17 protein-coding genes, 1 riboswitch and 1 other annotated feature (1 of these 19 running past the window's edge) are annotated in these 18,823 nt (G+C 38.9%); of the genes, 14 read left to right on the forward strand and 3 right to left on the reverse strand.

Features of this window, described 5'->3' with window-relative positions:
• Positions 1-16 precede the first annotated feature (16 nt).
• From purF to purD, 5 genes are all read left to right on the forward strand, one after another.
• Positions 17-1,453: an amidophosphoribosyltransferase gene (gene purF / locus F8M42_RS05695; RefSeq protein ID WP_182188373.1), complete on the forward strand. Its 1,437-nt coding sequence runs from the start codon at positions 17-19 to the stop codon at positions 1,451-1,453.
• Between the two features lie 30 nt (positions 1,454-1,483).
• Positions 1,484-2,545, forward strand: coding sequence for a phosphoribosylformylglycinamidine cyclo-ligase (gene purM / locus F8M42_RS05700; protein ID WP_182188374.1), 1,062 nt, complete (start codon positions 1,484-1,486; stop codon positions 2,543-2,545).
• A complete protein-coding gene (gene purN, locus F8M42_RS05705; RefSeq protein WP_182188375.1) occupies positions 2,538-3,170 on the forward strand; it encodes a phosphoribosylglycinamide formyltransferase in 633 nt (210 codons plus the stop codon). The genes purM and purN overlap by 8 nt, the downstream gene beginning before the upstream one ends.
• Positions 3,167-3,760, forward strand: coding sequence for an IMP cyclohydrolase (locus F8M42_RS05710; RefSeq protein ID WP_182188376.1), 594 nt, complete (start codon positions 3,167-3,169; stop codon positions 3,758-3,760). Before purN ends, F8M42_RS05710 begins: the two co-directional genes overlap by 4 nt.
• Before the next feature lie 173 nt (positions 3,761-3,933).
• Positions 3,934-5,217 carry a phosphoribosylamine--glycine ligase gene (gene purD, locus F8M42_RS05715; RefSeq protein ID WP_182188377.1) on the forward strand — a complete coding sequence of 428 codons (1,284 nt, stop codon included), beginning with the start codon at positions 3,934-3,936 and terminating at the stop codon, positions 5,215-5,217.
• Between the two features lie 65 nt (positions 5,218-5,282).
• On the opposite strand, the gene F8M42_RS05720 is transcribed toward purD, so the two are convergent.
• Positions 5,283-6,260 carry a YeiH family protein gene (locus tag F8M42_RS05720; protein ID WP_182188378.1) on the reverse strand — a complete coding sequence of 326 codons (978 nt, stop codon included), beginning with the start codon at positions 6,258-6,260 and terminating at the stop codon, positions 5,283-5,285.
• A gap of 254 nt (positions 6,261-6,514) precedes the next feature.
• Between F8M42_RS05720 and F8M42_RS05725 the strand changes: the two genes are divergently transcribed.
• Entirely contained in the window at positions 6,515-6,718 is a 204-nt protein-coding gene (locus F8M42_RS05725; RefSeq protein WP_182188379.1) for a hypothetical protein, read from the forward strand.
• Between the two features lie 212 nt (positions 6,719-6,930).
• On the opposite strand, the gene F8M42_RS05730 is transcribed toward F8M42_RS05725, so the two are convergent.
• On the reverse strand, positions 6,931-7,803 hold the full coding sequence (locus F8M42_RS05730) for a LysR family transcriptional regulator (RefSeq protein ID WP_182188380.1): 873 nt from the start codon (positions 7,801-7,803) through the stop codon (positions 6,931-6,933).
• A gap of 444 nt (positions 7,804-8,247) precedes the next feature.
• On the opposite strand from F8M42_RS05730, the gene infC reads away from it, so the two are divergent.
• From infC to F8M42_RS05770, 8 genes are all read left to right on the forward strand, one after another.
• Positions 8,248-8,760 carry a translation initiation factor IF-3 gene (gene infC, locus F8M42_RS05735; protein ID WP_182188381.1) on the forward strand — a complete coding sequence of 171 codons (513 nt, stop codon included), beginning with the start codon at positions 8,248-8,250 and terminating at the stop codon, positions 8,758-8,760.
• A gap of 2 nt (positions 8,761-8,762) precedes the next feature.
• Positions 8,763-8,960: a 50S ribosomal protein L35 gene (rpmI, locus tag F8M42_RS05740; protein WP_182188382.1), complete on the forward strand. Its 198-nt coding sequence runs from the start codon at positions 8,763-8,765 to the stop codon at positions 8,958-8,960.
• A gap of 25 nt (positions 8,961-8,985) precedes the next feature.
• Positions 8,986-9,339 carry a 50S ribosomal protein L20 gene (rplT, locus tag F8M42_RS05745; RefSeq protein ID WP_182188383.1) on the forward strand — a complete coding sequence of 118 codons (354 nt, stop codon included), beginning with the start codon at positions 8,986-8,988 and terminating at the stop codon, positions 9,337-9,339.
• Positions 9,340-9,432: 93 nt separating this feature from the next.
• Positions 9,433-10,671 carry an LL-diaminopimelate aminotransferase gene (locus F8M42_RS05750; protein WP_182188384.1) on the forward strand — a complete coding sequence of 413 codons (1,239 nt, stop codon included), beginning with the start codon at positions 9,433-9,435 and terminating at the stop codon, positions 10,669-10,671.
• Between the two features lie 142 nt (positions 10,672-10,813).
• Positions 10,814-10,982: riboswitch (M-box (ykoK) riboswitch) on the forward strand.
• Between the two features lie 146 nt (positions 10,983-11,128).
• Positions 11,129-12,871, forward strand: coding sequence for an ABC transporter permease (locus tag F8M42_RS05755; protein ID WP_182188385.1), 1,743 nt, complete (start codon positions 11,129-11,131; stop codon positions 12,869-12,871).
• 16 nt (positions 12,872-12,887) lie between these two features.
• The gene (locus tag F8M42_RS05760) at positions 12,888-14,162 is read left to right on the forward strand and encodes an ABC transporter ATP-binding protein (RefSeq protein ID WP_182188386.1); all 1,275 of its coding nucleotides are present in this window, start codon (positions 12,888-12,890) and stop codon (positions 14,160-14,162) included.
• Positions 14,163-14,249: 87 nt separating this feature from the next.
• A complete protein-coding gene (locus tag F8M42_RS05765) occupies positions 14,250-15,230 on the forward strand; it encodes an asparaginase (RefSeq protein WP_182188387.1) in 981 nt (326 codons plus the stop codon).
• An 81-nt stretch (positions 15,231-15,311) separates the two neighbouring features.
• Positions 15,312-16,049, forward strand: a complete 738-nt coding sequence (locus F8M42_RS05770; protein ID WP_182188388.1) for a GNAT family N-acetyltransferase — start codon at positions 15,312-15,314, stop codon at positions 16,047-16,049.
• A 78-nt stretch (positions 16,050-16,127) separates the two neighbouring features.
• Here F8M42_RS05770 and leuS read toward each other — a convergent pair whose 3' ends face one another.
• The gene (gene leuS, locus F8M42_RS05775; protein WP_182188389.1) at positions 16,128-18,596 is read right to left on the reverse strand and encodes a leucine--tRNA ligase; all 2,469 of its coding nucleotides are present in this window, start codon (positions 18,594-18,596) and stop codon (positions 16,128-16,130) included.
• Between the two features lie 38 nt (positions 18,597-18,634).
• Positions 18,635-18,823: a binding site (T-box leader), on the reverse strand (it continues 1 nt past the right edge of the window).

Raw genomic sequence — 18,823 nt, forward strand, 5'->3', positions numbered from 1 at the left:
GGAGAGAAAATAATAGATGGCTGATATTTCCACATCAAGTGAATGGCATGAAGAATGCGGCGTATTCGGCGCTTATTCTCATACTGAAGATGTTTCTTTAATGACTTATCTGGGCCTTTATGCATTGCAGCATCGCGGTCAGGAAAGTGCCGGTATAGCTGTGACTGATGGTGCGTGGATGGACGTTTCCCGGGGGATGGGATTGGTGAATGAAGTATTTCGTCATCAAATCCCCCATATGGATAATCAATATATTGCTATCGGGCATGTGCGCTATTCAACTACCGGTTCAAGTCTGTTGGCTAATACTCAGCCGCTGATAGTGAATTATGCCGGCGGTAAAATAAGCTTGGCACACAATGGCAATCTTACCAATGCTGCTCAGATACGTCACGAAATGGAACAGGAAGGGAATGTGTTTCAAACATCTATCGATACGGAAGTCTTTGTTAATCTTATTGCTAAATCCAAAAAGACTTCTATTGAAGATAAAATAATGGAAAGCCTGAAAAAGATTAAGGGTGCCTATTGTTTAACAATCATGACCGAAGATAAATTGATTGGTGTGCGCGATCCGCATGGCTTTAGGCCATTATGTATCGGAAAGTCCAATGATGCATGGGTCTTATCGTCAGAATCATGCGCACTGCCCGTTGCCGGAGTAAAATATATGCGTGATGTTGAACCGGGTGAACTGGTAGTAATTGATAAAAATGGACTCAAATCATATAAGTTTGCTAAGGTAGAAAAAAAAGCCGCCTGCGTTTTTGAGTATATTTATTTTGCTAGACCTGATAGTGTTATTGACGGACAAAGTGTTCATGATGCTCGGTTTATGATGGGACGTATTTTGGCCAAAGAATCAGGTTTTAAGGGTGATGTGGTCATTTCTGTGCCGGATTCAGGTACCACTGCGGCAACCGGATTTTCCTATGAATCAGGTATTCCTTTTGTTGAAGGATTAATCAAAAATCGTTATATTGGCCGTACTTTTATACAACCGACACAAAAAAAACGTGATACTGCTGTCAAGCTAAAACTTAATCCGATAGTTTCGGCTGTGAGGGGAAAAAATGTAATAATGGTCGATGACTCTATTGTACGGGGTACTACCAGCGGCAAGATTGTTCATATGTTGCGCAAGGCTGGAGCCAAATCGATACACATGTGTGTCAGTTCACCGCCAATAGGGTATCCTTGTTATTACGGAATAGACACTTCAATACGTAAGGAACTTATTGCGGCAACTAAAACAGTAGATGAAATACGTAAATATATAGGTGCTGATTCATTGCATTTTCTTTCGTTGGAAGGATTGAAAAAAAGCATTAAGGATGCTGACAGCAATGATATGTGTTATGCTTGCTTCAATAATTATTATCCGGTGGAAGGACCTAAGGGTGATACTGTCGGCAATGATAAATATGTTTTTGAACATGCCAAAAATAGATGAGGTATAATATCTTATTTGATGGGAGATAAAATGTCTGACGTGAAAAGTACAGGATTGACATATCGCGATGCTGGTGTGGATATTGATGCCGGAAATTATTCAGTTTCGCTGATAAAAGATAGTGTAAGAGCAACCTATCGTCCGGAAGTATTGGGAGATTTAGGAGGCTTTGGCGGTTTATTCGCATTAGGCGGTAAGTATAAAGAACCGGTATTGGTATCAGGAACTGACGGTGTCGGTACTAAGCTTAAATTGGCATTTATGTTTGATAAACATGACACGATTGGTCAGGATGCCGTTGCTATGTGTGTTAATGATGTCTTGGTCCAGGGGGCTGAGCCATTGTTTTTTCTTGATTATTTAGCAGTTGGCAAATTAGAACCTGCTAAAGTAGCGGCTATTGTAAAAGGGGTTGCAGCTGCCTGCAAGGAATCAGGCTGTGCACTTATCGGCGGAGAGACAGCAGAAATGGCGGGATTTTATTCTGATGGAGAATATGATATCGCCGGTTTTACTGTCGGTGCAGTGGAAAAATCGAAAATAATAACCGGTGACAAGGTGGCGAATGGAGATGTCCTGTTAGGATTGCCTTCAACAGGCATTCATTCCAATGGCTACTCTTTGGTGCGAAAAATTTGTTTTGAACATAAGAAATTTACCGGTAAGGAATATTTTAATGAACTGGGTACTACTTTAGCGGAAGAATTATTAAAACCGACAAGGCTTTATCCTAAGGTATGTCTGCCGTTGATTGAAAAATTTGATATTCATGCATTGGTGCATATAACCGGCGGCGGTTTCTATGATAATATACCCCGCATTCTGCCATCAGGCTGTGATGCGCTGATAGATGCTGCCGCTTGGCAGATGCCGTCTATTTTTAGGCTGTTGCAAAAATGGGGAAATGTGGACTGGCACGAAATGTACAGGACTTTTAATATGGGGATCGGTATGATCATGGTTGCTGCTCCGGAAGATGTACAGGCGATCACTGAACAACTCCAGGCACAGCAAGAAAAAGTGCATATCATTGGTAAAATAGTTTCCGGCGCCAGGGGGGTAACTATTAAAGGCGGGATATTTGATGAATAAACCCGTTTTAGGAATTTTGGCATCAGGGCGCGGTACTAATCTGCAGTCAATTATAGATGCTGTTGATGAGGGGAAAATTTCAGCCGAGATTGGTTTGGTGATAACTGACAAACCGGCAGTAATGGCATTGCAGCGCGCTGAAAAAAATAATATACCAAATATATGCGTAGACAGAAAAAAATATGCCATGCGTGAGGATTTTGAAGCAAAATTGCTGGAGAAACTGAGAGAATATGAGGTTGAACATATTATTTTGGCAGGATTTATGCGGATTTTAAGTGCTGCATTTATCAGAAATTATAAAAATCATATTTTAAACATTCATCCGGCGTTACTACCTTCCTTTGTGGGAGCACATGCTCATCGTGATGCTTTGGCCTATGGTGTTAAGGTATCGGGCTGTACAGTACATTTTGTTGATGAGGGTATGGATAGTGGTCCGATTATCGCTCAGGCGGCTGTGCCGGTGTTTGATACTGATACAGAAGAAACATTGGCTGCACGTGTGTTGGAACAGGAGCATATTATATATCCAAAAGCAATTGAGTTGTATTTGACCGGTAAACTGCATATTGAAGGGCGCAAGGTATTGATAAAAAATAATACAAGTGGGGGATTATCTTGAAAATGAGGCGGGCGCTGCTTAGTGTTTCTGATAAATCGGGTATTGTTGAATTAGCACGTAAACTTCATGCGGCCGGGATAGAAATTGTATCTACCGGTGGAACGATGCGGGCAATAAAAGAAGCCGGTATACCTGTACTTTATGTAAGTGATGTTACAGGTTTTCCGGAAATTATGGATGGCAGGGTAAAAACACTTAATCCGTATATACATGGTGGAATTTTGGCAGTTCGTGACAATCCCAATCATTTGCAGGCTATGCATGATCATAAAATTACTGCTATTGATTTGGTTGTAGTCAATCTTTATCCGTTTCGTCAGACAATTGCCAAACCTAATGTAACCTTGGCTGAAGCTATTGAAAATATTGATATTGGCGGTCCGGCAATGATCAGGGCGGCTGCCAAGAATTTTAAATATGTAACGGTGATTGTAAATCCGTCAAACTATGGAAAAGTTGCTGATATGATTTTAAAAAATGGTGAGGTTTCTGCAGATTTTCGCATGCAGTTGGCACAGGAGGCGTTTAGACATACGGCACAGTATGATGAATGCATCCAAAAATATTTAGCCGGGCAGTTAAATAAATAGTTTATAAATTAAAGGGGCTGTCGCATGAACAGCATTGACTTCATAAAGATGCAATCCACTACCGCTATACGGTATCCCATCTTTTTCGGGGCGGATAAAAAGAGTGGAATATTGTATATTTATGAACGAAAATGGGCACGTGCGACAACCCCGTTTTAGGAGAGGAGAAAAATTTGGATATTTTAGTAATTGGTTCCGGCGGCCGCGAACACGCGTTAGTATGGAAATTGGCACAAGGATCGAATGTGGACAAAATATATGCTATACCGGGTAATCCGGGAATAAAAAATAACGCTGAATGTATTTCAGACATTGCTATAGATGATAATAAAAAAATTGTTGATTTTGCCAGACGGAAAAATATTGGATTGACGGTTATCGGTCCGGAAGTCCCTTTGATTAATGGATTGGTTGACGATTTACAGGCAGCTGATATAGCGGTGTTTGGTCCGACGAAAGCAGCTGCCCGGTTGGAAGGGTCGAAATCATTTTCAAAAGATATAATGCGAAAATATAAGATACCTACTGCAGCTTATGAGAGTTTTACTGATGCAGCAGCAGCTAAAGAATATATAAAAAAAATGGGTGCACCAATTGTTGTAAAGGCTGACGGACTGGCTGCCGGTAAGGGTGTAATAGTGGCACAAACCGTGGAACAGGCAAATGAAGCAGTCGATGAAATAATGTGTGATAAAGCGTTTGGCAGCGCTGGTGACAGTATTGTAATAGAGGAATGTTTGATTGGTGAAGAAGCCTCAGTATTGGCTTTTACTGATGGGGAAACGATCGTTCCGATGATTCCTTCGCAGGATCACAAATGTATTTTTGATGGAGATAAAGGACCAAACACCGGAGGAATGGGAACATATGCACCAGCTCCAATAGTTGATGGAAAAATGCTGGAACAAATTCAAGCAGAAATATTGGAACCGATAATTGCTGCAATGAACAATGAAGGGAAAAAATATCGAGGCTGCTTATATGCCGGGCTCATGATAACCAGTGACGGACCTAAAGTAATTGAGTTTAATGCCCGTTTTGGTGATCCGGAAACACAGGTCATTTTGCCATTGCTTGAAAGTGATTTAATGGAAATAATGCTGTCATGTGTCAATGGTACTTTGAAGCAGATGTCAATTAAATGGTCTGATGATGCGGCAGTTTGTGTGGTATTGGCAGCAGGAGGTTATCCGCGTAAATATAATAAAGGGGATATCATTGATGGCCTTGCTGAGGCACAGCAGACCGGTGCACTTGTCTTTCATGCCGGAACAAGAGAAAATAATGGAAAGCTTGTTACGGATGGCGGCAGGGTGTTAGGTGTGACAGCTGTTGGAGCAGATATGAAAGCGGCAATAGATAAGGCGTATCAAGACGTAAATTTGATAAAATTCAATAATATGTATTTTCGCAAAGATATAGCGCAAAAAGCTTTTAGACATATAAAAACTAAATGATTTCAGACGAAAAAATTAGTGCAGTACGTTTTTTATTACGTTACTGCACTAATTTTTTACAGGGCTTATATCAATCCAAGAACATGTTGAACAACGAGAGAGACTGCAGCAACTGCAAACCAGCAACACAATCCGAGTAAAATAGGACGAAAGCCATTTTTGACCAATGAATGAAGATTTGTATTTAACCCGATTGCACTCATCGCTAAAATTATGCAAAATTTGCCTGCCGATCCAAGCAAATGAGTTATACTTTCCGGAATAATACCGATGGTATTAATAATTGAAGCAACGATAAACCATAAAATAAACCAGGGAAATATTTTATAAAAATTAAAATTACTGCTTTTTTTGTTACAGCGGGTGGTAAGAACAGCGAAAAACACACAGGCGGGAACAATCATCAATGCCCGGGTCAATTTTACAATAGTGGCATAACTACCAGCAGCAGTACTATAAGAATAACCGGCAGCTACAACAGAGGAAGTATCGTTGATAGCTGTACCGGCCCACATACCGAAACCGGTGTCTGACATACCTATTAAGTGCCCTAGAAAAGGAAAAAGAAATACGGCAATAACATTAAAAAGGAAAATTGTGGAAATCGAAAAAGCAATATCTTTGTCTTCGGCGTTAATGACCGGGGCTAAGGCGGCTATTGCCGAACCGCCGCAGATAGCAGTTCCTGCTCCGATCAATGTGGTGGTGCAGCGATCAAGTGCGAGCAGTTTGCCAATTGACCAGGCAACGACGAAAGACGTAAGTAATGTAAAAATCATTACATAAAAAGAATGAGAACCTATTTTAAGGACATTAAATAAATTCATTTCAAAGCCAAGCAGTATTATGGAATATTGCAGTATTTTTTTCCCCGTGAACTTTATACCCGGTTCAAAAGTTGCAGGCCGTTTAAATCCGGCGGCTAGTATGCCTAATAATATTGCAAAGACAGGTCCGCCGATGATGGGAAATAAATTGCCTAAAAAATAAGCCGGAATGGCAAAAATGAATGTGTAAAGGATACCTCTGATATTATTATGCATAAAAGTAATCACTCCTAAATTGTTATAGGCAATATTCTATCAGCTGAATATATAGATGTAAAATAGTATAATTATATAAAAACATAGTATTTTTACTATATATATTATTAATTTTTAAAATGCTTTTGCCATAATCAATAAATTATAATTATTATATACTAAAAAAAATTATAAAAAATAAGAATTTGAGGAGGATATAGTTTATAACTGTCGAAAATAGTAGAATATAAGCTATCATGAAAGGATGTGTAATTATGGCTAAGCAGACTTTTATTAATGAAAAACCATTTTGTCTGAATTTACAAAAAAACGTGAATGTAGTGCGTTATTACCAAAAAAACAGCGCTCAGAAAATGGTTTGTTACAAACAAGAATGTGAACATCGTTTTGATTGCAAGGAATCCACTAATTGCAAGCATGCATTTCATTCTGTTGGATCCGAGTATCTGCAAGGGTAGTGCAGTACGAATTGGTGGATGAGAAGAAGTTTTGACTTAGGCACCGTTAAATAGGGGGAATATGCCATCGATATTATGATTGGGATAAATTTATCGATGTTGAATAAAAGTTAGAGTAAGAATAAGAGGCAGCAGTAAAAATTTTAATTTTTACTGCTGCCTCTTATTCTTAAAAAAACGGTCATTAAAATCAAAGATGTCTTATAAATAAATTATTTTAATGTATCCTGACAAAATTCAATAAAAGATTGGGCTGCTTTTGATATGTAACGGTCTTTTTTCCATGCCAGGCCAACATCAACGAATATCGGGTTTTCAAATGGAAGGACTTTTATGTTTTTAGCATCTTTTACAACAAAATCCAGTAAAAATGCCATACCCACATTACTGGCTACTAATCCTTTTATTGTTTCTATTTGGTTTGATTCTAAAACAACATTGGCTTTTATATTTTCGCTGGACATTTTCTGCAGCAATAGATTACGCAGATAAGAACCGTCTTTAAGCATAATGATGTTTTGATTTTCAATATCACTTATAGCAATTGATTCTTTTTGAGCTAAGGGGTGGTTTAAAGGCAGACAGGCAACGGACTGGTTACGTGACATGGGTAAAAGCTCTAAACTGGACGAAGCACCGGATAAAATAACTATGCCGAAATCCAGTTCGTCACGGTCTATTTGTTCGCGGATGGTCATTGACCCTTCTTCGTATAAATAAATATCCAGGTTAGAATACTTTTTTTGAAAACTGGAAAAAATCTTAGGAAATAAAAATGCACCAATCATTGAAGGAATGCCAATTTTTATAGTACCTTTTTGCAATTGCTTATAATCATTTACTTCCAGCACTGCATCTTGGATATTACGCAATGCCAAAGATATCCTGTTAAGGAAAACTGCGCCTTCCGGGGTCAGTGATAATTGTTTTTGGCTTCGATCAAAAAGCTGTATACTCAGTTCTGCTTCTAATTTTTTTATGGCCACCGTAATATTGGGCTGAGATACGCGCAGCCGTTTAGCGGCCCGGGTAATGTTTTTTAATCTACTGGTCATTTGAAAATATTCCAGTTGTTTGAGTTCCATTTTGCTCCTCCTAAATCGGTCGCATGATATAAATTTCAAGGTGATTTCTAATTGTATCTAACTGTTATTTAGCGCAGACAGTCTGCTTGGTACTATAAAATAATCCCTTGTCATGGACGTGATAAATATGGTATAGTTTTATAAGTTAAGTATATTTATGTCATTTATTATAGCATAAGTAGATGTTTAAAAACTATAATTATTTTAAATATAGTGTAAATTAGTGAAAAAATTATGAAGAAATTTTATATTATTCGAATATAATTTGACAGTGCATCAGGTATATGATATACTACTATCGTTGTTTAAGCAGGAGCCACCGCTTCTCACCTGATGATGTATAGTCAGTCAGGTTGATATTGACGGATAGAAGGGTGGCTGTGTGCCGCCCTTTTTTTGGTATATATTTTTATAAAGAGGTGATTTGATATTAGTAAAGATAGCTTGAGGATAAATGAAGAAATCCGCGTACGCGAAGTACGTGTAACAGACGTTAGTGGTAATCAGCTGGGGATAATGCCTATAAGAGAGGCGTTAGCACGTGCAGAAGAAGCTCATCTGGATTTGGTAGAGGTGGCTCCTAAGGGAAAGCCACCGGTGTGCCGAATTATGGATTTTGGTAAATATCGTTATGAGCAGCAGAAACGTGAAAAAGAAGCACGTAAAAAACAGAAAATCATAACGATGAAAGAAGTAAAGCTGCGCCCTAACATTGAACAGCATGATTTTGATGTCAAGACGAAAAATGCTTTACGTTTTATAAATGATGGTAATAAAGTAAAAGTCACAATTATGTTTCGTGGCAGGGAACTTTCTCACCCGGAATTAGGCCGTGAACTCTTGCTTAAAGTTGCCGATGCATTGTCGGAGTCCGTTGTTGTTGAGCGTGCTCCTAAGCTGGAAGGCAAAAATATGATAATGATTTTGGTTCCAAAACAGATTAAGGGAGGAAATTAATAATGCCAAAAATGAAAACACGCCGTGCGGCAGCTAAACGTTTTACTGCTACCGGTACAGGTGAATACAAACGCAATAAATCTTTTAAAAGCCATATTTTGGAAAAGAAATCACCCAAACGTAAACGTAATTTGAGAAAAGCTGCTATCATTACAGCTGCTGATCATAATCGCGTCCGCAGAATGCTTCCGTACGCTTAATATAAAATTTCAGGAGGAAAGATAAATGCCAAGAGTTAAAACAGGCGTTACTGCACATGCGCGCCATAAAAAAATATTAAAGCTAGCTAAAGGTTATAAAGGTTCTAAGAGTAAACAGTTTAAAAAGGCCAATGAAACGGTAATGAAGGCGTTGTATTATGCCCGCAGAGATCGCCGCGCTAAAAAAGGTGATTTTCGTAAATTATGGATTGCCCGCATTAATGCAGCAGCCCGTATCAATGGAATGTCTTATAGCCGTTTGATTTATGGATTGACCAAGGCAAATGTTGAAGTAAACCGCAAGATGCTGGCTGATTTGGCAATTAATGATGCTGTCGCTTTTACAAAATTAGTTGCAGTGGCAAAGGAAAATCAGTAAAATAATATTAGATGCAAAGAAGCTGTACATAATTTGGATTATGGACAGCTTTTTTTGCATATTGATAAATTTAAAATAAGGAAGTGCAGGCTGATGACAGTAGTTAATGAAAATTATTTGAAATTGCCGGGCAGTTATTTATTTGCCGAAATAGCTCGTCGTGTAAAAGCTTTTAAAGACAAGAATCCTTCAGCTGATATTATAAGTTTAGGTATCGGCGATGTTACACAACCGCTGGCACCCGTGGTAATTAAAGCCTTACATAAAGCAGTCGATGAAATGGCTGATGCCAGTACATTTCGTGGTTATGGACCGGAACAGGGATATGATTTTTTACGGGAAAAGATTGTTAAAACAGTATATCATGCTCACGGAGCTGATATAGCACCTGATGAAATTTTCGTTAGTGACGGGGCAAAAAGTGACTGCGGCAATATTCAGGAAATATTTGGTACTGATAATATTATTGCGATAACAGATCCGGTTTATCCGGTATATCTTGATACTAATGTTATGGCTGGACGTACGGGCGGCTATGATGAAACTAAGGGAATTTTTTCCAATGTGGTATATATGCCATGCACGGCGGATAATAATTTTGTTCCTAAAATACCGAAACAGCATGTTGATATGATATATATATGTTGCCCTAATAATCCTACAGGGACAACTTTGACCAGAGAACAGCTTGCAAAATGGATAGAATATGCCAGACAAAATGATGCTGTTATTTTATATGATGCTGCTTATGCCTATTATATAACAGAAGCTGATATTCCCAGGACTATCTATGAAATACATGGAGCCAGAGATGTAGCTATAGAGTTCAGATCATTTTCTAAGACCGCTGGTTTTACGGGAATGCGCTGTGGTTATACAGTTATACCGAAAACAGTTTTTGCCCGTACTAAAGCAGGGGAAAAGCAGGCTTTAAATCCATTGTGGAATCGTCGCCATACGACTAAATTCAATGGTACGGCGTATATTGTTCAGCGGGCTGCGGAAGCTGTTGTGACTGAACAAGGGCAAAAGGAAATAATGCAGACCATAAATTATTATATGGATAACGCCAGGATAATTAGAGAGGGATTAGACGGGGCCGGTATAGAATATTTTGGCGGGATCAATGCTCCGTATATCTGGCTTAAGACACCTAATGATATGAAGTCATGGGACTTTTTTGATAAATTATTGTCTGAGGCAAATATTGTCGGGACACCAGGAGCCGGTTTTGGCCCTTCAGGGGAAGGTTATTTTCGGCTTACAGCATTCGGCGATAAGGAAAATACAAAAAGGGCTGTAAAACGTATTAAAACAAAGCTGACTTTATGAACGGAGTAATATAAATTAAACCGCTGTTGATTTTTGCAGCGGTTTTTGCCAGCCATAATAAAATACGTTAAATTTGTGTAAATAGTGAAAAATACATTGCATTTTATTATTCATAGTGCTAAGATAAGCCAGTGGAAAATTAATATAGTTTTGTTAGGTGAGGTTCCTGCAATAAACATAGGCTATTGCCCGGAAACATCGAGAGATGCCAAGGGGTAGGACAGGTGTTATCGAAATAAGGTATTACCCGAGATAGCTGAGTATTTACTCTACGTTATGCAGTGCTAAAGCTTGGACGATTGAAATCTGCAGCGGATGTTTTGGAACCTTCTCATGATTTTTGAGAGGGTTTTTGTATTTAGTTACAAAAATTTATTTTGATAAGGGTGGTGGTAAATATGGACGATGGCTCTGGTGGCGGTAAAAAAATATTTACAATTATCGTAGGAGGTACCTTATGGAAATATTTACCAAATCCCTGTCAAGAAGAAAATTTTCTTTAATGGATGTAGGAATACTTTGCATTATTTTTATTATTTTATATGCTATATTGAAATTAGGAATGGGGATGAATGCCCCTTTTTCTCAGGGAGAGCATCTTGAAATAAGTCTTTCACCGGCGATGCTGCCCTATTATGCCGGTAGATCTTTACTGCGAATGTTCATTGCCTTTATTTTTTCTTTGATTTTTACATTGGTTTATGGTTATATAGCTGCAAAAATTAAATCTGCAGGGGCAATAATGATACCAATTCTTGATATTTTGCAGTCAATACCTGTTTTGGGGTTTTTATCGGTTACGATAGCAGCGCTTATGGCAGCGTTTCCTCATAGTCTGTTCGGTGTGGAATGTGCATCTATTTTAGCAATTTTTACAGGACAGGCATGGAATATGACTTTTAGTTTTTATCATTCGCTGATTACTATACCCAAGGATCTGACAGAAGCGTCGCAAATGTTGCATTTCAACGCCTGGCGGAGATTTATTAATCTTGAATTGCCTATTTCGGCAATAGGATTGATTTGGAATGGCATGATGTCTTTTGGCGGCGGCTGGTTTTTTTTGGCAGCCAGCGAGGCAATAAGTGTATTGGGTGAAGATATTCATCTGCCGGGAATAGGTTCATATTTGGCTGTCGCAGTTGATTCTGGTAATATTCAGGCCATGCTGTATGCGATGGTAACGATGCTGGTCATGATTTTATTAGTGGATCAGTTCTTTTGGCGGCCTTTGGTAGTGTGGGGACAGCGTTTTAAGTTGGAATTATCTGAGTCTGATATTCAACCTACATCGTTCGTTTATAATATTTTGTATAAATCTTTTATTGTACAGTGGCTTTATCATAGATTATTCGTCCCATTGGGCCGGTCGGTTAATAAAATTGCCATGCGGTCGGTAGACAAAATAGATGATGTTTCTGAAATGTACAGAAAAACTCCCGAAGCATTAACCGGGCAAAGGATAGCCAAAGTAATTGTAATTATATTTTTTATTTGGTTATTATACAAGCCCGCGATGGAAGCAGCTGCTATGCTGTATAATATAGGCATGTCTGAAATAAGCGGGGCTTTTATGCTGGGATTATGTACAGCAGGACGTGTTTTTACGGCTTTACTGCTTGGTGCGCTGTGGACAATTCCTGTAGGAGTTAAAATAGGGCTCAATCCTAAATTATCACAAAAAATGCAGCCAATAGTACAAATGGCCGCATCTTTTCCGGCAAACATGCTTTTTCCATTCATTACTATTTTATTTGTCCAGTACAATGTAGATTTTGAATATGGGTCAATTTTGCTGATGATGCTTGGCACTCAGTGGTATATATTATTTAATGTAATTGCCGGAGCAATGAGTATACCAAATGATTTATTGGAAGCAGCTGATGTTTTTGAATTAGCAGGCTGGAAAAAATGGCGCTCATTTATCCTTCCTAGTATATTTCCCAATCTGGTAACTGGTCTTATAACCGCGTCCGGTGGAGCATGGAACGCTAGTATTGTGTCAGAACTGGTCAGCTGGAAGGATATTACTCTGACGGCATCAGGAATCGGTGCTTATATAAACTCATCGACTTCATCGGGCAATTGGAATGAAATTTTGGTGGGACTCACTGTTATGTGTGTGATAGTAGTATTTATAAATCATTTTCTTTGGCATAAATTATATTATTTAGCACAGACCAAATATCATTTAGATTGAATAGGAGAAGTTAAGAATGGATAATTTACTGGAATTAAAAGGAATAAATAAAACGTTTAAAATAAAAGGCAGCGATGATTCTGTTGTTTTGGAAGATATAAATCTCCAAGTGAAAGAGGGAGAATTTTTAGCAGTGCTTGGTCCGTCAGGATCAGGCAAATCAACATTGCTGCGTATAATTGCAGGACTTATTCCCAGTACGAGCGGTACAGTGTCGTATCTTGGCAGGCAGATTCATGGGGTTAATCCCGGTGTGGCAATGGTTTTTCAGTCTTTTGCATTATTCCCCTGGCTTACTGTCGTAGAAAATGTAATGCTTGGCTTGGAACGAAAAAAAATGAGTACGGAAATGAAAAAGGAAAAGTCAATGCAGGTGCTTGACATAGTTGGGTTGGATGGTTTTGAAAATGCCTATCCTAAAGAACTTTCCGGCGGTATGCGGCAGCGTGTAGGTATTGGCCGGGCATTGGTCAGTGAACCGGATATATTGTTGATGGATGAAGCTTTTTCAGCACTTGATGTACTTACGGCAGAAAATCTGCGTCGTGATTTATTGGAATTGTGGCTGGAAAAAAAGATACCTACAAAATCTATTGTATTAATTACGCATGGAATTGAGGAAGCCGTGTATATGGCAGATAGAGCGGTAATTTTATCATCAGGACCGGCGACGATAATTAAAAATATAAATATTGATTTACCGCGTTGGCGGGATAGAAAGTCAGCAGAATTTCTTGCTTATGTGGATGAAATATATTCAATAATGACAAAAAAGAAGGATAGAACTACACCGCTTCAGGTATTGTCAAAAAAAGATATAATTCCTGCTGTTTCGGCTGGTGCTTTAACCGGTTTCCTGGAGTTGCTGGAAGATTTGAATGAAAAAACGGATCTGTATAAATTGGCAGATCGATTTGTAATGGATATGGAAGATTTTCTGCCTTTGATAGAAGCGTCAACCTTATTGCATTTTACTAAGGTTACGGAAGGTGATATTGAGCTGACTGATTATGGAACGGAATTTGCCCGAGCCAGTGTACTGGATAGAAAAAAACTTTTCCGTCGGCAGCTTTTGAAACATGTACCATTTGTAAAAAAAATGTTGACTATTTTGCAGTCTAAATCAAATAAGCAGATGAATATAGAGTTTTTTGAAGAGTTATTAACGCGTACATTTGGTGAAACCGTAGCCCATCAACAATTAGAATGGCTGATTGGTTGGGAACGATATGCTGAACTCATTGAATATGATGATAATCGAGAAATAATTTATTTGGAAGAAAATGTATAATATTATGAAATAAAATCTTGCCGGAAAAAATCATTCGGAACGGGCCCATGTTACAGCAATAGAAAATATTCAAATAAGAAGGTAATTATGGTGAAAAAAGTTATAGCTATTACGACGGGTGGTACCATTGCAATGAAATATGATAAAGCAGCCGGTGGATTAATTCCGGCGGTGAGCGGGGAAGATCTTTTGGAAGCAGTGCCGCCGCTTAAAGATATGGTACAAATTGAGGTGGTGGAATATTCAAATGTGCCTAGTGGACATATTACACCAAGGATGATGCTTGAGCTGGCAAAATTAATAGATATAAAAGCCAGTGACAAGGATGTTGCGGGAATTATTGTTACACATGGTACTGATACTATAGAAGAAACGGCTTATATGCTGGATTTGTCTACACATACAAAAAAACCGATTTGTCTGACGGGAGCAATGAGGGGAGCATCGGATATGAGCTGGGATGGTCCGGGGAATATTTTGGCGGCAGTTAGGACGGCAATAAGCCCGGCTATGATTGGACAAGGGGTAACAGTGGTATTAAATAATCAAATACACGCGGCAAGTGAAGTTACAAAAACCCACTCAGTTAATACCGATACTTTTGCTTCACCATGGTGGGGACCGCTTGGTTACGTTTATGATGATTGTGTTGTAGTGAAACGACATCGGGCAAAACAGCAGAAAATTTATACGGATTCTCTGGAAGAAGATGTATATTTATTGAAGGTAACTGCCGGTATGGATGGTTTTTTGTTTGATTGCCTGGTCAAAAAAGGTGTAAAAGGAATAGTGGTAGAGGGGTTTGGCTGCGGTAATGTACCACCGGCAGTGAAAAGAGGAATTGAATTGGCACGTCGACATGATATTCCGGTGGTCATGGCAACCCGTGTAATTGCAGGACGAGTTGCACCGGTATACAGCTATGAAGGCAGTGCGGGGTCACTGATTCCTGCCGGTGTTATTCTGGCTGGTGAAAGCAGCGGGCAAAAAGCGCGCCTTAAATTAATGCTGGCTTTGAAAGCGGCCGAAAATGATACTGAACTGCGGGCTTATTTTAAAGAAAGATAAACAATATAGCCAGTTAATAACAATATTAAGAGAAAGAAGCTGACAAAAATAAGTGGCGACGTCAGGTTAATTGAAGAATTATTGCTTAATTCTGTTCCGGCATCAAAAACAGTGCTGTTGGATGGCTGGGTAATGCGATTGAACAATAATTATACTTATCGTGCTAATTGCGTTTGTCCTATTCGATATGCAAAAGAAGTAAAAATTGATGATAGGATAAAAATTTGTGAAAAACTTTTTGCTGATAATAAATTACCATCAGTTTTTAAGGTCACACCTGCGTTGCAAGAGGGTTTTGATGATATTTTATTATCACATGATTATCATAATGTAAAGACAGTGCAGGTCATGTATCGTAAGCTGGAATATGAAAAATCAAACAGCTGTGCAGGATTAAGCTGCATGCATCGACCTGATCGTGAATGGTTAAACGCATCGGTCAGACTTTCAGGTATAAATTTGCCAGAATTAATAACTGTTCATTGTCAAAATCTGAAAAATATTGCTATTGAATCTATTTTTGTAAAAGTAACTGTCAATGGGAAAATAATAGGCTGTGGTTATGGGACAGTTGAACGTGGGTATGTTGGTATATACGATTTGCATGTGGACAATGATTATCGTTGCAGGGGAATAGGCAGTGCTATTTGCAAAGCTGTTTTTAGCTATGGTATGACACAAAATGCCAAATCAGCTTATTTGATTGTTCATAGTAAAAATGAAAATGCACTTTCATTATATTCACATATGGGATTTGCTGCACTTTATGAATATAATTTTTATTGCAGGGATTGGTCAAATTATAAAATTATTGACTGAAAAATTCGGTTAAATACAAATGGACTCCTCATCGTCGTTGAATAGATGGGAGTCCATTGTTGTTAAAGTATAAAAAAATTATTTTACAACTATATTTACAAGTTTTTTAGGAATACAGATGGCTTTGATGATAGTTTTACCTTTAGTAAGTTCGTGAATTCGCGGCAGCTGAATAGCAAGTTCCTTGAGTTCATCTGCTCCGGCCTGCGCAGCGACAGTAATTTTGTCACGCACTTTGCCGTTTATCTGGATAACTATTTCTACCTTGTCAGCAAGTGTAGCTTTGATATCGCAGTTTGGCCAGGCAGCTTTATGGATACTGCCCGATTTGCCGATCCTGTGCCATAATTCTTCGGTAATATGCGGGGCAAAAGGTGCCAATAAAAGTAATAGTGAGGTGCTTGTTTCATTTATCAGTCCGGCCTGGACAGGTTTATCCTTTATGGCATAAAAAGCATTAACCAGTTCCATGATAGAGCTGATTGCCGTATTGAAATTGGATCGTTCAGCGATATCTTCAGTGACCTTTTGTATTGTAATATGAAGAATACGGCGCAGTTCTTTTTCATCGTTGTTAAGCGTTGGTGTATCAATGAGTTTGTTTTCTTTGACTATATCAGCATAATGTAAGATAATACGCCAAACGCGGTTTAAGAAACGCCAGGCACCATCGACACCCTGATCACTCCACTCCAGATCACGTTCCGGTGGTGCGGCAAACAATATAAATAGGCGGGCAGTATCAGCACCATATTTACCGATTATTTCTTCTGGGGAGACAACATTGCCAATCGATTTGCTCATTTTTGCACCATCTTTTATTACCATGCCCTGAGTAAGTAAATTGGTAAATGGTTCATCAAAATTTACCATTCCGGCATCTTTTAATACTTTGGTAAAAAAACGAGAATACAAAAGATGTAAGATAGCATGTTCAATGCCGCCGATATATTGATCGACAGGCAGCCATTTATTGACAAGTTCTTTAGAAAAAGGAGCTTGATTGTTCCTGGCATCGGCATAACGCATGTAATACCATGAAGAACAGATAAACGTATCCATGGTATCGGTTTCCCGTTTAGCTGGGCCACCGCAGTGTGGACAGATACAATTTACGAATTTTTCACTGTGGGCCAGTGGAGAGACTACTCCCGGATCAAATTTTACATCTTCCGGTAATTTTACCGGAAGATCTTTTTCAGGAACAAGTACTGTGCCGCATTTTTTGCAGTAGATTACAGGAATCGGAGCGCCCCAATAACGCTGCCGTGATATCAGCCAATCACGCAGGCGATAATTTATCCGCCGTTTGCCGCAATGATTTTTTTCCAGCCAGTCAATCATGGCTGGGATGGCTTTGCGGTTATTCATTCCGGTAAATTCACCCGAATTTATCAATATACCGTCATCGGTATAGGCATCAGTCATATTGTCAATTGCTAAAGTATTGTCATTGTCAGTTATAACAATCTTTTTGCCAAGATTATATTTTCCGGCAAACATCCAGTCACGGCTGTCATGGGTAGGAACGCCCATGACAGCACCAGTCCCGTATTCAAATAGTACATAATTGGCAACCCAGATAGGTACTTTTTCACCATTGAATGGATTAATAGCATAAGCTCCGGTAAATATACCTTCTTTTTCTGATTTATCGGAAGTACGTTCAAGTTCACTTTGGTTGTGGACACGATCGATAAAATTGCGGATTTCAGCTTCATTTTTACGGCCTTTTATGAGTTTACCGACCAATGGGTGTTCTACAGCCAGCACCATATAACTTATGCCGAAAGCTGTATCAGGTCTTGTGGTATAGACCGTCACTTGTTCATCAAAGTCAGGAATGGCAAAATTTATTTCGGCACCTTCACTGCGGCCGATCCAATTATCCTGCATTGTTTTGACCCGATTAGGCCAGCCAGGCAGTTTTTTTAAATCTTTAAGCAGCGTATCGGCATAATCGGTTATTTTGAAAAACCATTGTTCCAGATCCTTTTTTATTACCGGAGAATCACAGCGCCAGCAGCGTCCGTCGATAACCTGTTCATTGGCAAGAACGGTTTTACAGGAATCACACCAGTTAGCAGTGGCTTTTTTCTTGTAGGCAAGGCCTTGTTTATAAAATACTTCGAATAAGTATTGTGTCCAGTGGTAATAGTCGGGAGAACAGGTTTGTACGAGCCGACTCCAATCATAAGAAAGTCCCATACGCTTTTGCTGACGAATCATATTGTCCATATTGGAGTATGTCCAATCAGCAGGTTTAACGCCATGTTTTATAGCGGCATTTTCGGCTGGCATACCGAATGCATCAAATCCCATGGGATGAAGGACATTAAATCCCTGCATTGTTTTAAAACGAGCGATAACATCACCAATTGAATAATTTCTCACATGTCCCATATGGAGATTGCCGGATGGATAAGGAAACATTTCCAATACATAATATTTTTCTTTGGTATTATTATCTTCTGTTTTATAGATGCCCCTTTTTTCCCATTGATCCTGCCATTTTTTTTCTATTTCCTGTGGGCAATATTTGTCCATTTGATTTCCTCCTTAAAATAAAAAAATCCCTGGCAAAAGCCAAGGACGACAATGTCGCGGTACCACCCTGATTGACAGTAAACTGTCCACTTTGTATATTAACGCTATCAACGCCGGTTTTCCGGAAGCCTCAGCAGTGAGTTCAAACTGGATAAATGCCGGTTTGCAGCGTCCAACGGCTCTCTGAAAGATATCGCAGCTTTACTATTCTGTGTCATAAGCAGATT

Origin of the sequence: Pectinatus frisingensis, from assembly GCF_014076555.1 — a bacterium.
In the GTDB taxonomy this organism is placed as follows: Bacteria; Bacillota; Negativicutes; order Selenomonadales; family Selenomonadaceae; genus Pectinatus; species Pectinatus frisingensis.

What these genes read in the sequence shown, in the direction of transcription:
- F8M42_RS05750 (WP_182188384.1), top strand. Translation starts at nt 9,433, where the DNA reads ATGACAGTAGTTAATGAAAATTATTTGAAATTGCCGGGCAGTTATTTA.
- purN (WP_182188375.1), top strand. Translation starts at nt 2,538, where the DNA reads ATGAATAAACCCGTTTTAGGAATTTTGGCATCAGGGCGCGGTACTAAT.
- purF (WP_182188373.1), top strand. Translation starts at nt 17, where the DNA reads ATGGCTGATATTTCCACATCAAGTGAATGGCATGAAGAATGCGGCGTA.
- rpmI (WP_182188382.1), top strand. Translation starts at nt 8,763, where the DNA reads ATGCCAAAAATGAAAACACGCCGTGCGGCAGCTAAACGTTTTACTGCT.
- F8M42_RS05765 (WP_182188387.1), top strand. Translation starts at nt 14,250, where the DNA reads ATGGTGAAAAAAGTTATAGCTATTACGACGGGTGGTACCATTGCAATG.
- rplT (WP_182188383.1), top strand. Translation starts at nt 8,986, where the DNA reads ATGCCAAGAGTTAAAACAGGCGTTACTGCACATGCGCGCCATAAAAAA.
- purM (WP_182188374.1), top strand. Translation starts at nt 1,484, where the DNA reads ATGTCTGACGTGAAAAGTACAGGATTGACATATCGCGATGCTGGTGTG.
- F8M42_RS05725 (WP_182188379.1), top strand. Translation starts at nt 6,515, where the DNA reads ATGGCTAAGCAGACTTTTATTAATGAAAAACCATTTTGTCTGAATTTA.
- F8M42_RS05730 (WP_182188380.1), bottom strand. Translation starts at nt 7,803, where the DNA reads ATGGAACTCAAACAACTGGAATATTTTCAAATGACCAGTAGATTAAAA.
- F8M42_RS05760 (WP_182188386.1), top strand. Translation starts at nt 12,888, where the DNA reads ATGGATAATTTACTGGAATTAAAAGGAATAAATAAAACGTTTAAAATA.
- F8M42_RS05755 (WP_182188385.1), top strand. Translation starts at nt 11,129, where the DNA reads ATGGAAATATTTACCAAATCCCTGTCAAGAAGAAAATTTTCTTTAATG.
- F8M42_RS05720 (WP_182188378.1), bottom strand. Translation starts at nt 6,260, where the DNA reads ATGCATAATAATATCAGAGGTATCCTTTACACATTCATTTTTGCCATT.
- leuS (WP_182188389.1), bottom strand. Translation starts at nt 18,596, where the DNA reads ATGGACAAATATTGCCCACAGGAAATAGAAAAAAAATGGCAGGATCAA.